The organism is Mannheimia glucosida (assembly GCF_046267875.1).
GTDB lineage: Bacteria > Pseudomonadota > Gammaproteobacteria > Enterobacterales > Pasteurellaceae > Mannheimia > Mannheimia glucosida.
Window position 1 is genome coordinate 1280151 of the sequence record NZ_CP176502.1, and the last position, 14372, is coordinate 1294522.

The window sequence follows — 14372 nt, forward strand, 5'->3', positions numbered from 1 at the left end:
GCAAATTCAGTCACAAAGCAAATAAAACATTGCTATTTTCACTCAAATTAGCATAGGATAAGCAAAAATCTTTTTATTTCTTCATATTTTAGGAGTTTGAAATGAAATTAACCAAAATAGCAGTAAGTTTAGCAGCTTTAGTCGTCAGTTCGATGAGTATGGCCGGGACGTTAAGTACATCATCAATGGTGGACATTTTAGCCTTTGACGGGCAACGTGTTAAATCCGGCACGACTTCGGTTCAAATGAGTGAGAATAAAACGCATCAAGTGGTAGTGGAAGTCGGTGGAACAGTTGAAGGGGATTTTTTCACCTCTGATCAAATCATTTTGACTTTCCAAGGCAGTGCGGAAAATGCAAAATTAGAAACGCCAAGATTAAATTCAAAGTTAGATCTTCGTAAATTCCAAGAGAATCAGACTGTGGCAATTAAAACCGATTCAGGTAAGGTTATTTCACATAAACAAGATTTCTTAAAAGGGGAAGGTTTCCTTGCGAAAACAAGAGTTGAAGATAATTTAACGAAATATAACTTAGCGAAAAAAACAGCTTCAGTTGAACAGTTTGCGACGGCACCTCTTGAAGCAAAAGGACAAATTGTGGTGGATACAAATAAAGTTTCACAAGAAGAGTTACAGCTTTTATTTAGGAAAGCAGATAAAGACACCCAAAAACGTTTCTTAGAATGGGCGAAGAAAAATATAAAATAAGCCTATCAATTAATAAGCGGTCATTTCTCGCCAATTTTTTGCAAGGTGTTAAAAAATGACCGCTCATACAATGAGATTTACCAGCAATAATAGCAGTAACGCCAGCCTCTATACATATAATCTCTATCGTAATTCCAACGAATTTCTTCAAGTTCTACTTGTGCCTTGTAATTTTGCCAAGCAAGATTATAACAGGCTTGGAACATTGGGTCATTGACTTTTTCGGCATAGCGTTTCTTAAATGCTTTCTCTTCTTGTTTAGTTTGGCTAAGTGGCGGATTAAATTGTTGGTAGATTAACTCCGCCGTTTCTACATCACATTGTTTGGCGAGCTGAACTTGCAAATCTTGTTCTGCCCGAATTTGCTTCGCTTTACGTTCAGCTTGTTGCTCTGGAGTTGAAGTACAGCTACTTAACATAAGTGCGAGTGAAAAAATGCAGCCTAATTTGAGTGTTTTCATGGCTGAATCCTCTAGTTGAAATTGGTGATTTATTCTACCGCTTCTAACTCACTTTCTTCAAGTTCATCAGCCATAGCACTAAGGGCATCACGGCTAAGTTGTGCGAGGGCTTTATAAAAACCATTGTCGAAAGCTTCTATTTTTCCTAAGAATTTGCCTGCACAAGGTAGTAAAAATCGTTCGAATAATATTTTTTGAGCTAAGGCAGAATCGAGATTATCTTCGATCCAAGATGCCGTGAGAAATAGTAACCCAACGTGATCGGCATTTTCTAATTCAGGCATTGCCCGTTCTTGTCTAAAAGCCACAAAATCACTAACTGATAATCCATAGGCTGAAATTGTTGGAGAAATAGCCCCATTTTCAGCAAAAAGCGCTTGATAGCTTGCCTCTAATTGCGTAGGGTTAGCATTCTTTTGTAAGAGAGTCAGCGCATTTTCACTTTGGCTATCTGTATTTAAGGCCCAAGCTTGGCGTAATCCTCCTTGGGCAAGCCAGTTAAATGTGCCAGCTAAAATAGGGTCGGTAGGGTGACGATAAAATAAGTTGCCAAACAAACGGCAAAGCAGGGAAAAATCGTTAATGGTAGTTTCGCTCATAATTTGAAATAGATAGAAAAAAAGAATTGCTAGTATAGCAGAACACAAGAGAGGACTGAATGAAATATATAGGCGCACACGTTAGTGCTTCAGGTGGGATGGAAAATGCAGTTTTGCGTTCCGTAGAAATTGGTGCTAATGCATTTGCGTTATTTACTAAGAATCAACGTCAATGGCAGGCACCGGCATTAAAAGCCGAAACTATCGAAAAATTTAAGCGTTTTTGTAAAGTGCATCATTTTTCAGCAGAGCAAATCTTACCACACGATAGCTATTTGATTAACTTAGGAAATCCGGAAGCGGAGGCATTGGAGAAATCTCGTGTAGCATTTATTGATGAGATGTCTCGAGCAAATCAATTAGGTTTAAAATTGTTGAATTTTCACCCGGGGGCGCATTTAAAGCAAATTTCCGAGCAAGATTGTTTGGCTAGAATTGCAGAATCGATCAATATTGCAGTTGAAAAAGTACCGAATGTTATTGCCGTGATTGAAAATACGGCAGGACAGGGTTCTAATTTAGGTTGGCATTTCGATCATTTGGCAACTATTATTGAGCAAGTTGAGGATAAAAGCCGAGTGGGGGTGTGTTTAGATACTTGTCACTTATTTTCTGCCGGATATGATATTAGCTCTTATGAAAAGAGCGAGGCGGTATTTAATGATTTTAACCAAACGGTTGGTTTCTATTATTTAAGGGGGATGCACTTAAATGGTTCAAAAACACCATTAGGTAGCAGAGTAGATCGCCATCATACTTTAAGAGAAGGTACAATAGGGACTGATGTATTTGCATTTATTATGCAAAATACGAATTTTGACCATATTCCTATGATTTTAGAGACAATTTCGCCTGAAATTTGGGCAGATGAAATAAAATTTCTACGCACATTGGAACTAAAATAGGTTATACTGGTCTGAGTAGTGGGTCTAGCAGAGTCTAGACCTTATTTTGTTATCTTTTTTAATCTTTTAGAAGATTTAGTTAAGGAATTTACCGCTGTAATTGTTCTGGCGAGACGAGACATAAATTATGAAAAAAAATCTTTTTGCAACAACCTTCAAGCCCGTATTTATTGCTTCTATTTTGTCTGTTTTTGGAGGGTATTCTTCCATTGCTGTAGCAAGTTTAAGTTCTAAACCGGCCACACCAAATCAAATCATTGCAAGTAAAGCAGAAAGATTAGCTAAGTCTTCTTCAGTATTTACCAATCGAGAAAATCTTCCAATTTCTGCCGCTCATACAGCGAATTATAGTGGTCGTATTAATAGTGTTTATCATAATTGGGTAGGGACACGCTATCGTTTAGGCGGCACAACAAAAGCAGGGATTGATTGTTCCGCCTTTGTGCGTGAAGTGATGGGCAAAGCATTTAGTAAAGATATGCCTCGTTCAACTGCAGAACAACGCCATGTCGGGCATTCCATTTCAAAATCTGATTTACGCCCAGGTGATTTAGTCTTTTTCCGTAAGAATAACCATGTAGGGGTTTATATTGGTAATGGTAAATTTGTACACGCTAGTTCAAGTAGAGGGGTAACCACCAGCTCATTGTCAGAAAGCTACTGGTCAAGAAACTACACACAATCTCGCCGTGTAATTTAATAAATTACAATTCCAAGATGAAAAGAACACTCACTTTTGCGAGTGTTCTTTTTTAATTAAAAAAGTTATGCTACGCGTTGCTTAGCTTGTGTAAATGCTCCACGAGTACGCATTTGATGAACCACATTAGTAATTACACCTGCTATTTTTACTTCAGCCCAATCAGCAATTCTAAGATTTGGTTCGCTCACATCTAATGAAAATAAAATTTTTTCAGCAATACCTTCCCCATTCTGAATTTCATTAAAGAATTGATAGAATTTATATTCCCCATCTTTTTCAAGCACCAATAGATCATTAACTAAATATTGATTGGTCTGTTCTACAATCAATAAATCGTCTAGTTCAATTCCCCACGCGATTAAATTTGGGTTTTTCACGTGGATAAAAAAAGTGTCTCTCGGACGTTTGATACAAAGTGAGTTAAGATCGAGTTTTACAGAGCGGCTGCTATTGAAATCCCGATAAAGCGGAATCGGCTGATAAGCTGCCGTTTGATCTGAAATTTGTCTAATTGAAGCCATAGTAAAATCCTCTATCTGTTTTTTTATACAGGTGTATTTTACTGGCTAAAATAGCAGTGTCAACCATTATTTTGGAATTTTTTGTAAATTTAACCAGTGTTTTGACCGCTTGTTATCCTTTAAAAAGTAATAAAAAAGCACCCATAGGGTGCTTCTTATGCTTAAAAGCTGTTATTATAGGCTTTCAGTAAATGTACGAGTAATAACATCGCGTTGTTGCTCAGGGGTTAATGAGTTGAAACGAACTGCATAACCTGAAACACGAATCGTTAATTGTGGGTATTTCTCAGGGTTTTGAATCGCATCTTCTAATGTTTCACGGCGTAAAACGTTCACGTTTAAGTGCTGACCGCCTTCAACTTTAATCGTTGGTGCAACATTAACCGGAACTTCGCGGTATGCGATATCACCTAATTCGCTGATAGCAACAACTTGATCTTCTTCAAAGCCAGCTTTCGCAGCTAAACAACGAGCTTCATTTTTAGATTCGTCTAATAACCAGAAAGAGTTTAATAAGTTGCTGTTTGATGATTTTGTGATTTGTACACCTTTAATCATTTTGATATCTCCTATAAGGGTAAATTGTAAAAAAATTTTAAAAATTCAAATTTATTTGAAGTTATTGTACCCCTTTTTAGATAAAAAGCGATAAAAATTTAACCATTTTTAGACATGATTAAGTTAATTGAATAAAAAATATACATTTGGTGGTTTTATGAAAACTTGGACAGAAGCCTTAGGTGAAGAAAAGAAAAAAGCGTATTTTCAACAAATTTTACACTATGTACATAACGAGCGATTAGCCGGCAAAGTCATCTATCCTCCGCAAAACGAGGTGTTTAGTGCTTTTGCCTTAACTGAATTTAGTGAGGTGAAGGTGGTGATTTTGGGGCAAGATCCGTATCACGGCCCAAATCAAGCTCACGGTTTAGCATTTTCGGTGAAACCACCAGTTGCTCCACCGCCTTCTTTGGTTAATATGTATAAGGAATTGTCTGAAGATATCGAGGGCTTTCAAATTCCACAACATGGGTATTTAATTGATTGGGCAAAACAAGGTGTGTTTATGTTAAACACCAGCTTAACGGTTGAGCAAGGTAGAGCAGGTTCGCATTCACAAATTGGTTGGGAAATTTTTACCGATAAAGTGATCGCACAATTAAATCAACACCGTGATAATTTAGTCTTTCTACTTTGGGGAAGCCACGCTCAGAGAAAGGGGCAATTTATCGATCGTAATCGCCATTGTGTGTTAGCTTCTCCGCACCCATCACCACTTTCCGCATATCGTGGATTTTTTGGTTGTAAACATTTTTCTAAAGCCAATAACTACTTGATTTCTCAAGGAATATCCCCAATTAATTGGCAATTATCAGTAGACGTTAGTTATTCTTCAACACATTAGTTTAAGGAGCAAACGATGACTTTTGATTTACCGATTGTTAGTATTGCATTTGTTGTGCTTGTTTTAGTTGCATTAAGTTCGACTATTAAAATTGTGCCACAGGGCTATCATTGGACAGTAGAACGTTTTGGTCGTTACACTAAAACGCTAAGCCCTGGATTGAACATTGTTGTGCCTTTTATTGATCGTATTGGTCGGAAAATGAATATGATGGAACAAGTTTTAGATATTCCATCGCAAGAAGTTATTTCACGTGATAATGCAAGTGTTGCGATTGATGCCGTATGTTTTGTTCAAACGGTTGATGCTCGCCGAGCTGCCTATGAAGTGAATCATTTAGAGCAAGCAATTGTCAATTTGACCATGACAAATATGCGTACTGTACTTGGCTCTATGGATCTAGATGATATGCTCTCTCAGCGTGATTTAATTAACGGTAGATTACTTTCTATTGTCGATGAAGCGACTAATATTTGGGGAGTAAAAGTCACCCGTATTGAGATTCGGGATGTTCGTCCACCGAAAGAGCTGGTTGCGGCAATGAATGCTCAAATGAAAGCTGAACGTAATAAACGTGCTGATATTCTTGAAGCAGAAGGGATTCGACAAGCTGAAATCTTGCGCGCTGAAGGGGAAAAACAATCTCGTATTTTAAAAGCAGAAGGTGAAAGACAAGAAGCATTCTTGCAGGCAGAAGCTCGTGAACGAGCCGCAGAAGCGGAGGCTAAAGCGACCCAAATGGTTTCTGAAGCGATTGCTAAAGGCGATACTACAGCGATTAACTATTTTATTGCACAAAAATACACCGAAGCCTTGAAAGAAATAGGTTCTTCAGATAACAGTAAAGTTGTGCTTATGCCGTTAGAAGCCGGAAATTTGATTGGTTCGGTTGCCGGTATTGCTGAAATTTTAAAAAGCAATAAAACAAACTCATAGCCTCAAACTGGATTAATTGAGTATATGGAGGGAGTATGGATTGGTTTTTTAATTGGATTGGCTGGAGCATATTAGGCTTTGTGCTCCTTGCATTAGAATTAGTATTACCGGGTGTCTTTATTATGTGGTGGGGATTTGCCTCGCTTATTCTTGCTTTCATCGTTGCATTTTTTACATTAGGGCAGGCGTCACAAATCTCGTTATTTGCGATAATTGCGACTATCTTTAGTCTGATTTGGTGGAAATATCAACATGGAAAAGACAAGAAAGAGGATCAGAACAGTTCCCTTAACTCTCGGGAGCATGCTATGCTAGGAGCTCAAGGTTTTGTGGTTGAAATCTTACCTAACGGCATAGCTCGAGGAAAATTTGGTGATACGACTTGGCGTGTTATAGGTAATAATTTACAAGTGGCAGATAAGATTGAGGTCCAGAAAGTTGATGGGATTACCTTGTTTGTCCGTAAGCAATAAGTTGTTTCTTATTTAGTCATAGAACACTAAACAAAAACCTTGAACAGTTGTTCAAGGTTTTTTCTCTCAAGCGGTTGAAAATAGAGTGAAATTTGCAAATTTTCACCCTAAATTAACCGCTTGTATCCCACCATAATAAGTTAGAAACTAAAACCAACATTTACTTTCCAACCAAATAGGTTTGCAGATTTCACTCGACTGTAATCTAAATTCATCGCAGTAAACCAATTTTTATAATGCAGTTTCACCCCGACTTCGCCGTTTAATTGGCGATTACGTTTCGTCGTTGTTTCACTATGCAGTGTTTTTCCTGCAATGTCACTGGTAATTTTGGTCGTTTTTCCATTTAATCTGTGCAAGTAATTTAACCCGATATAAGGGGAAATAGAGCCTTGCTCAAGTTGGAAAGTTCGCTGTAATTTCACGCTTGGAACAATATTCACATCACGATAACGCATTGCAGCCGTTTGAGTCGCAAGTTCGCCGCTTTCATTTAAACCATTCATTTTGGTTTGAATCCATTGTACGCCAAGGCTTGGTTCAATTATCCATTGGTTTGGCATAAATTGATAACCGATCCGCATTTCACCACCGAGTGTTGAACCTCTGGTTTCTGCAGTACCTAGTTGATGGCTAGCAAATCGACGGCTTTGTTGATATTTCTGGCGAGCAAATTGCAATGTAGCTTCACTAAACCAAGCGTTATCTAAATGATAACGTAAGCCAATATTTAATGCTGTTTGTTTTAAGGTAGCTTGTGCAAATGGTTTTTCTAAGCGGTTTTTTTGCTGTGAAAGTGTTGCGCTAAGTACCGTTTTATCTGCCAGTTTGTGGTTTACTCCCAATTGTGATTGGTGGTGTTTAACATCGGTATGCTTCGATGAGGCTGATTGTTTTTGATTCAAATGTTCAGCCCAAACAGTTGTTTGCAGTGGTGTATGGTATGCCGTAAACAAATGTTGCTGTGCTTGGGTTAAGCCTTTGGCATTTTGGCTACGTAGCAATTCAAGGCTATCTGGATAAATATTGTTAGATACAGCATAGTGCAGATTATCTAATTTACGTTGTTCGAGTGCAGATTGCAGCCAACCGTTATACCAACTACGGCGATAGGCAATAGGTGTAGTTCTTAACGCATTTAATAATGCTAAACCGGCTTGCCCGTTTGTATCGGCTTTCTCATCAGTTAGTGGCTTATTCACTTTTGCGATAATTTCGCTGTCTTTGAAATAGAGATCTTGGATTAACCCTCGTTTGGCTAAATTCTCGTTTTCGGCTAATTGTGTAAATCCGCCTTGATAAGTTGCTTTATCTTTCAACTGTACTACGGTCGCTGAAACATCACCTGCTTCGGTTTTTTCTGTTAATTTATCATCAATTTTTAACGAGCCGGCTAAATGTATATTGGCTTGAGCATTGGCAATTAGTCCAGATTTGCCCAACACTTCTAATTGGCTTTGTCCAGACGAAGAATAATTTTGCTCAACTTCGGTTCCATTGACAGCTAAATTTGCATGGTTACTGATTGTTTTCACCTTAGTTTTACCGTTTAAGGCCAATCTACCTTCTTCAACTGCTACCGTAGCTAAATGATTTTCGCCGTCTAAATGCAGTGATTTGTCCCCTTTTTTTGTAATTTTAAATTGGCTGGCGAGTGGGTTTGACCAATGGTCATCACGAGTTACGGTAATAGTTTCATCATTTAAGAATTGAGTTGGGCCATTAACAGCTTTTTTCAGGTTAATGAGACCCCAGCCATAAACATTATCGACCCCTTTTTCACCTAAATCAGTGGCGGTGGTCAATAAAGTATCGCGAATTTGAGTCGCAGTCAGATAATCAAAGCGTTCTTTTAATAATGCTAATGAAGCAGTTATAGCGGGTGCTGAAAATGACGTACCTTGTTCTTTTGTTAAGCCATATTGTGGTTTTTTATGTTCATCAGCAACGCCAATTAAAACATGTAAATCGCCCGGTGCTGCTACACACCAGTTTTTACTTGCTCCGCAGTGGTTAGAGTATGGAGCAATTTTTTGTTCTTTATCTACCGCAACGGCAGAAATTAAATTTTTCTCAAGCTCGGGAAAGTAACGTGGTAGAAGAGCCATTACGCCTGGCTGTTTCTTGCTCTCATTACCAGCAGCAAAGACTAATAAGGTGTTGCTATTTTTGGCTCTCATAATAGCTTGAAGTAGCGGATTGTGCTTATTTTGCTTGATAGATTGATAAAATTTATCTACAACATTGATGTCATCTCTAATAGAAAAAGGATTCCAACTATTATTGATTGCAAAAACATTATTATCTAGTAATTTATTCAGCCCGGATGCCCATTCAGCACGTTCAATTGCCATTTCTTTTTCTTTGCTTGCTAATAAGTCATTCTTTGCCATCTGATCCAGACTTGGCGTTTTTTCATCCTCTTCGTCTTGTGCATTTTCTAATTCTTTCTTAGCATCTTGAATAACTTCTTCTAAAGTTCGCTTATATGACTTCGTTGCAACATAAAGCTCAGCTCCCTTTGCAATACCACCACTATAGCCATCACCAAGAGTTTTATCTGCTTGAGCAGCAATAATACCAGCTACACCTGCACCGTGTGTTTCAAGAGAAGGAATAAGATCAATTCCATCTTCTTTTTCTACGGGTTTTACCTCGAATTGAGGATAACTTGAATCGTAGATTCTTACTTCGCCTTCGGGTGTTGTTAATTGGTGAGTAAGAGGATGAAGATGTGAACTATGGCGAGGGTGTTTAACCATGAAGCCCTCATCCATTACCCCTAGTTTAACACCCTTGCCACTATATTTTGAGCTGAGGCTCTCAGATAATTGAATGATAGGTTGTGGATTCTCTATTGATTCTGTAGCGTATGCAATAGATAAAAAACTAGAAATGCTAATTGCAATAAGTGTTTTGTTAAATGAGTGCTTTATTTTATACATGATTTTACCTCCAAAAAATAAGCTTATTTTACGTAGTTAATTTTTTATTACAAATAATTATCATCTGGTTAATGATAAAGATCAAACTTTTTGATATATTTAGTTTTCTAATTTTTATCTTGAGATTTTTTTAATCAAAAAAATGTAGCAGGTTTGCTTCTGAAGCGAGAGGAATAGGTATTCGAGAAAACAAGCGGTCAGAGTTGCAAAATTTTTTACTTATCTGACCGCTTGTTGTATAGGGAATATTACTTTATTTCATTGATCGCATTCAAAATCCGCTTGTCCGAAATCGGGTATTTTGTGCCGAGCTGTTGAGCGAACAGGCTAACCCTAAGTTCTTCGATCATATAGCGAATTTCCAGTACCTCGTCCGGCACGGCTTTGGATTTTGGCAATTTGGCAAGGAGCTGTTTATATGCCTCTTGCACCGCTTCCACCCGTAGCATTTTGGCTCGGTCGGTGTTGCTGTCCACCAACAGTTTATCCAAACGGCGTTCGATAGCGGTTAAATAACGGTATAAATCCGCAAGGCGGGCGTAGCCGGTTTTGGTGACAAAATCGGGGTAAATCAGCCCTTCGATTTGGGCTTTGATGTCGCTTAACGCAAACGCCATCGTAAAATCGAGCTTGCCTTTTAACCGCTTGTTTAGCTCGTATGCCAGCGTGAGGCATTTTTCAACCTGTTTGGCAATTTCTACGGTTTTATCGTTTAAATTTGCCCGTACAAATTCGTGCAGTTGAGTGAATTTTTCCTCCGTCCAGACAAAGCCGCCGAACTCTTCTACCAGCTGATCTACCGCACAGGCAATGCAGTCGTCAATCAGCTCCAACACTTTGCCGAACGGGGCAAAATATAAACCGAGCTTGGCTTTGTTCGGCAGTTTTTCGTGCAGATATTTAATCGGCGATGGTACATTCAGCAGTAGTAAACGGCGAAGTCCCGCTTGCATTGCACGTTGTTGTTCAAACTCGGTTTCAAACAGTTTTACCCCCACAGCCGTTTGTTCATCGACAATCGCAGGGTAGGCTTTCACGCTGAAATGGGCTTTTTTCTGCTCATAGCACTGTGGTAATTCAGCAAAATTCCAAATATGCACGCCACTTTGCTCAATGCCGTCATCGGCAATGTTAGAAAGGGTGTTCTGCACCTCATCTTTCAAGGCAAATTTCAGCTCATCAAGGTTTTCGCTCTCTTGCAGTTTCTTGCCTTTATCGTCAATCACACGGAACGTCATTCGCAAATGTGGCGGCAGTTGGCTTAAATCCCACTGCTCAGGCTCGACCAATACACCCGTCATTCGGCGTAGTTCGTGGCTTAGGCTGTCCAGCAACGGCTTTTTAAACGGCTCGGCTCGCCCTAAAAAAGCGTCCGCATAATTCGGTGCCGGTACAAAATTTCGCCGTAGCGACTTCGGTAAAGATTTAATCAGCGAGACGATCAACTCGTGGCGTAGCCCCGGAATTTGCCAATCGAAACCTTCGGGTTCCACTTGGTTGAGCAGCGGCAGCGGAATATGCACCGTCACGCCATCGTGATCTTTTCCGACCTCAAACTGATAGCTCAGTTTGAGTTTTAAATCGCCTTGATGCCAGAAATTCGGGAAATCCAGCTCACTGGCAAGGTTGGCGTTGTCGTTGATCAGGAACGATTTTTCAAAGTTAAGCAGTTCAGGATCTTTTTTGCTTGCCTGTTTCCACCAAGTATCAAAATGCTTGCTCGACACGACTTCGGTGCCAATCCGTTGATCATAGAACTCAAACAGCACTTGCTCGTCCACCAAAATGTCACGGCGGCGGGATTTATGTTCCAATGCCTCGACTTCACGGATCAAGCGGTGATTTTCTTTGAAAAATTTGTAATTGTTGTGCCATTCGCCTTCCACCAACGCCGAGCGGATAAAAATCTCACGGCTGACGGTTGGGTCTATCGAGCCATAATTTACCGAGCGTTGTGCCACAATCGGAATGCCATAGAGCGATACTTTTTCCGATGCCATTACCGCCCCTTTTGACTTCGCCCAGTGCGGTTCGCTGTAACTGGATTTAGTGAGGTGTACCGCTAACGGTTCTACCCACTCCGGCTCAATCTGTGCCACCATTCGACCCCAGAGTTTGGTGGTTTCTACCAGCTCTGCCGCCATTACCCATTTTGGCTGTTTTTTGAAAAGTGCCGAGTTCGGGAAAATGAAAAAGTGGGCATTTCTTGCCCCCAAATAGTGCATTTTTTCATTATCTTTCAAGCCGATATGCGATAACAAACCGGTGAGCAAGGCGGTGTGAATTGGCTGGTAACTTGCAGGCTCACTGTTAATTTTTAAGCCCATTTCTCTCACTGCAAGGCGGAGCTGGTGATAGATATCCTGCCACTCCCGCACACGGTTGTAGTTTAAATAATCCTTACGGCAGAGATTACGGAACTGGTTTTTCGACAGTTCTTTTTGTTGGGCTTGGATAAAGTGCCACAAATTCACAAATGCCAAGAAATCGCTCTCTTTATCGGCAAAACGGCGGTGTTTGTCGTCCGCCGACTGCTGTTTCTCCTGCGGACGCTCACGGGGGTCTTGGATTGAGAGTGCTGAGACGATCATCATTACTTCGTGCAATGAACCGTTTTTCGCCGCCTCGATCACCATTCTGCCTAAGCGAGGATCGACCGGCAGTTGAGCGAGTTGGCGACCGATTGGGGTTAATCTAAACCCCTCCCCCCGTTTACGGGGGGAGGTTGGGAGGGGGGGAGTGCCATCATTAGAATGGTTTTCCCCCCTCCCTAGCCCTCCCCCGCGAGCGGGGGAGGGGATTTTTTCATTTGGAATAATCGCCTGCAATTCCTCCAACAACCGAATCCCGTCCTGAATTTGTCGGCTATCAGGCGCATCAACAAACGGGAAATTGGCAATATCACTCAATCCAAGTGAAGTCATTTGTAAAATAACGGCTGCAAGGTTAGTTCGCAGAATTTCCGGGTCAGTAAATTGCGGACGGCTGTTGAAATCTTCTTCCGAATAGAGGCGGATACAGATCCCTTCCGAGGTTCGCCCGCAACGCCCTTTACGCTGATTGGAGGAGGCTTGCGAAATCGGCTCAATCGGCAGACGTTGCACTTTGGTACGATAGCTATAACGAGAAATACGAGCCGTGCCGGTATCGATCACATATTTAATATTCGGAATAGTGAGCGAGGTTTCCGCCACGTTAGTCGCCAGAATAATGCGGTTTAGCCCACCGCTTGGCTGGAAAACCCGTTGCTGTTCAGCAGCCGACAAGCGGGCGTAAAGCGGTAAAATTTCGCTATGTCGCAGTTCCTGCTTTTGCAAGGCTTCGGCGGTGTCACGAATTTCCCGTTCACCGTTCATAAAAATCAGAATATCGCCACGCCCTTCGGCTTGCAGTTCGTCCACCGCATTCAGAATACCTTGTAGCTGATCTTGATCCTCTTCCTCAACAATCGGGCGATAACGTACTTCCACCGGGAACGTCCGCCCAGAGACTTCAATAATCGGGGCGTTGTTAAAATGTTTGGAAAAACGTTCTACATCAATGGTTGCCGAGGTGATGATCACTTTCAGATCGGGGCGTTTATGCAGAATTTGTTTCAGATAACCCAAAATAAAATCGTTGTTCAACGAACGCTCATGGGCTTCGTCAATAATTAGCGTGTCGTACTGATTTAAATAGCGGTCGTGCTGGATTTCCGCCAGCAGAATACCGTCCGTCATTAGTTTGATTAAGCTGTTTTCGCTGACTTGGTCGTTAAAGCGGACTTTGTAACCGACCGTCTCGCCCAGTTCCGATTTCAGCTCTTCGGCAATGCGAGTCGCCACCGAACGTGCCGCAATTCGGCGGGGCTGGGTATGCCCAATCAAGCCCTTTACGCCGCGTCCAAGTTCCAAGCACATTTTCGGTAACTGGGTGGTTTTGCCCGAACCGGTTTCCCCTGCGATCACCACCACCTGATTTTCGCTAATCAGTTTTAAAATTTCCTCACGGCGAGCGGAAACAGGCAGATCAGGGTAGTCAATTTTCAGGTTTTGGGCGTGCTGAGTTCGTGCGAAAAAACGTGCCTGACAAGCGGTGAGATCTTGCGAAATTTCTGCTAAAACTGACCGCTTGTTCTCCTCGTTTTTAATGTTTTCCGCCCCTTTTAAGCGCCCCAACAGACGGCGGAAATCGGCGGTGGTGATATTTTCCAGCTTCACAAGCGGTGATTTTTTATGATTTTTTTGCAATTTATCTGTCATCACGATTTCCCTAATACCAACGACAAAATCCCTGCCGCAATCAACGGTCCGACCGGTACACCTTTTAAGAACGCCACACCGATCACCGTGCCGATTAAAAGCCCAGTCACCAGCACCGGTTGGTTGCCCATTAAATTCACGCCTCTGCCACCTAGCCACGCTACCAGCACGCCGGCAATTATTGAGAGTGCCATTTTCCAGTTCAGCAGTTGGGCAAGTTCGGGGAGCGTAATTCGCCCTGAAACCAAGGGGCTAAGTACGCCGATGGTTAAAATGATAATCCCGATTTTTAAGCCGTATTGATCGACAAAGGGGATAAATTTAGAAAGTAAGGTTTGTTGCATAATCAGCAACACCGCTGCCGAAATGGTAACAGCACTGTTTTGGCTGATTAAACCAAGTACAATTAATACCACTAAAAGTAGGGCAACAGAATTAAATTGTAATGTCATAGCGATTTAAAAATGTAAAAA

The 14372-nt window shown here is 41.0% G+C and carries 13 protein-coding genes; 6 read left to right on the top strand and 7 right to left on the bottom strand.

The window, feature by feature from the left end; translation table 11 throughout:
• The first annotated feature begins 101 nt into the window (after nucleotides 1–101).
• Nucleotides 102–710, top strand: a complete 609-nt coding sequence (locus ACJ7Z2_RS06255) for a DUF2057 family protein (protein WP_409499704.1) — start codon at nucleotides 102–104, stop codon at nucleotides 708–710.
• A 77-nt stretch (nucleotides 711–787) separates the two neighbouring features.
• On the opposite strand, the gene ACJ7Z2_RS06260 is transcribed toward ACJ7Z2_RS06255, so the two are convergent.
• Together ACJ7Z2_RS06260 and ACJ7Z2_RS06265 are read right to left on the bottom strand one after the other, a co-directional pair.
• Nucleotides 788–1171, bottom strand: coding sequence for a hypothetical protein (locus ACJ7Z2_RS06260; protein WP_409499705.1), 384 nt, complete (start codon nucleotides 1169–1171; stop codon nucleotides 788–790).
• A 29-nt stretch (nucleotides 1172–1200) separates the two neighbouring features.
• Nucleotides 1201–1770 (bottom strand): molecular chaperone, encoded by a 570-nt coding sequence (locus ACJ7Z2_RS06265; protein WP_409499706.1) that lies wholly within the window; start codon nucleotides 1768–1770, stop codon nucleotides 1201–1203.
• 59 nt (nucleotides 1771–1829) lie between these two features.
• On the opposite strand from ACJ7Z2_RS06265, the gene nfo reads away from it, so the two are divergent.
• Together nfo and ACJ7Z2_RS06275 are read left to right on the top strand one after the other, a co-directional pair.
• A complete protein-coding gene (gene nfo, locus ACJ7Z2_RS06270; RefSeq protein WP_409499707.1) occupies nucleotides 1830–2675 on the top strand; it encodes a deoxyribonuclease IV in 846 nt (281 codons plus the stop codon).
• Between the two features lie 127 nt (nucleotides 2676–2802).
• Complete coding sequence (locus ACJ7Z2_RS06275; protein WP_154704118.1) at nucleotides 2803–3375, top strand: NlpC/P60 family protein; 573 nt, start codon at nucleotides 2803–2805, stop codon at nucleotides 3373–3375.
• Nucleotides 3376–3440: 65 nt separating this feature from the next.
• Here ACJ7Z2_RS06275 and ACJ7Z2_RS06280 read toward each other — a convergent pair whose 3' ends face one another.
• Nucleotides 3441–3899: a LexA family protein gene (locus ACJ7Z2_RS06280; RefSeq protein WP_154704119.1), complete on the bottom strand. Its 459-nt coding sequence runs from the start codon at nucleotides 3897–3899 to the stop codon at nucleotides 3441–3443.
• Nucleotides 3900–4073: 174 nt separating this feature from the next.
• Nucleotides 4074–4457, bottom strand: a complete 384-nt coding sequence (gene grcA / locus ACJ7Z2_RS06285) for an autonomous glycyl radical cofactor GrcA (RefSeq protein ID WP_154704120.1) — start codon at nucleotides 4455–4457, stop codon at nucleotides 4074–4076.
• A gap of 157 nt (nucleotides 4458–4614) precedes the next feature.
• Between grcA and ung the strand changes: the two genes are divergently transcribed.
• From ung to ACJ7Z2_RS06300, 3 genes are read left to right on the top strand one after another with little or no spacing between them, the layout of a single operon-like run.
• Nucleotides 4615–5304 carry a uracil-DNA glycosylase gene (ung, locus tag ACJ7Z2_RS06290; RefSeq protein WP_154704121.1) on the top strand — a complete coding sequence of 230 codons (690 nt, stop codon included), beginning with the start codon at nucleotides 4615–4617 and terminating at the stop codon, nucleotides 5302–5304.
• 15 nt (nucleotides 5305–5319) lie between these two features.
• The gene (locus ACJ7Z2_RS06295) at nucleotides 5320–6240 is read left to right on the top strand and encodes an SPFH domain-containing protein (RefSeq protein WP_154704122.1); all 921 of its coding nucleotides are present in this window, start codon (nucleotides 5320–5322) and stop codon (nucleotides 6238–6240) included.
• A 35-nt stretch (nucleotides 6241–6275) separates the two neighbouring features.
• The gene (locus ACJ7Z2_RS06300; RefSeq protein WP_154704123.1) at nucleotides 6276–6713 is read left to right on the top strand and encodes an NfeD family protein; all 438 of its coding nucleotides are present in this window, start codon (nucleotides 6276–6278) and stop codon (nucleotides 6711–6713) included.
• 140 nt (nucleotides 6714–6853) lie between these two features.
• Here the strand turns inward: ACJ7Z2_RS06300 and ACJ7Z2_RS06305 are convergent, their stop codons facing one another.
• The 3 genes from ACJ7Z2_RS06305 to ACJ7Z2_RS06315 form a co-directional block, all read right to left on the bottom strand.
• Complete coding sequence (locus tag ACJ7Z2_RS06305) at nucleotides 6854–9658, bottom strand: S8 family peptidase (protein WP_409499708.1); 2805 nt, start codon at nucleotides 9656–9658, stop codon at nucleotides 6854–6856.
• A 248-nt stretch (nucleotides 9659–9906) separates the two neighbouring features.
• A complete protein-coding gene (hrpA, locus tag ACJ7Z2_RS06310) occupies nucleotides 9907–13899 on the bottom strand; it encodes an ATP-dependent RNA helicase HrpA (protein WP_409499709.1) in 3993 nt (1330 codons plus the stop codon).
• Nucleotides 13899–14351 carry a DUF441 domain-containing protein gene (locus ACJ7Z2_RS06315; protein WP_126302286.1) on the bottom strand — a complete coding sequence of 151 codons (453 nt, stop codon included), beginning with the start codon at nucleotides 14349–14351 and terminating at the stop codon, nucleotides 13899–13901. Before ACJ7Z2_RS06315 ends, hrpA begins: the two co-directional genes overlap by 1 nt.
• Between the last annotated feature and the right edge of the window lie 21 nt (nucleotides 14352–14372).

Coding starts and splice junctions, on each gene's coding strand:
- ACJ7Z2_RS06255 (WP_409499704.1), top strand. CDS start 102: ATGAAATTAACCAAAATAGCAGTAAGTTTAGCAGCTTTAGTCGTCAGT.
- ACJ7Z2_RS06260 (WP_409499705.1), bottom strand. CDS start 1,171: ATGAAAACACTCAAATTAGGCTGCATTTTTTCACTCGCACTTATGTTA.
- ACJ7Z2_RS06265 (WP_409499706.1), bottom strand. CDS start 1,770: ATGAGCGAAACTACCATTAACGATTTTTCCCTGCTTTGCCGTTTGTTT.
- nfo (WP_409499707.1), top strand. CDS start 1,830: ATGAAATATATAGGCGCACACGTTAGTGCTTCAGGTGGGATGGAAAAT.
- ACJ7Z2_RS06275 (WP_154704118.1), top strand. CDS start 2,803: ATGAAAAAAAATCTTTTTGCAACAACCTTCAAGCCCGTATTTATTGCT.
- ACJ7Z2_RS06280 (WP_154704119.1), bottom strand. CDS start 3,899: ATGGCTTCAATTAGACAAATTTCAGATCAAACGGCAGCTTATCAGCCG.
- grcA (WP_154704120.1), bottom strand. CDS start 4,457: ATGATTAAAGGTGTACAAATCACAAAATCATCAAACAGCAACTTATTA.
- ung (WP_154704121.1), top strand. CDS start 4,615: ATGAAAACTTGGACAGAAGCCTTAGGTGAAGAAAAGAAAAAAGCGTAT.
- ACJ7Z2_RS06295 (WP_154704122.1), top strand. CDS start 5,320: ATGACTTTTGATTTACCGATTGTTAGTATTGCATTTGTTGTGCTTGTT.
- ACJ7Z2_RS06300 (WP_154704123.1), top strand. CDS start 6,276: ATGGATTGGTTTTTTAATTGGATTGGCTGGAGCATATTAGGCTTTGTG.
- ACJ7Z2_RS06305 (WP_409499708.1), bottom strand. CDS start 9,658: ATGTATAAAATAAAGCACTCATTTAACAAAACACTTATTGCAATTAGC.
- hrpA (WP_409499709.1), bottom strand. CDS start 13,899: ATGACAGATAAATTGCAAAAAAATCATAAAAAATCACCGCTTGTGAAG.
- ACJ7Z2_RS06315 (WP_126302286.1), bottom strand. CDS start 14,351: ATGACATTACAATTTAATTCTGTTGCCCTACTTTTAGTGGTATTAATT.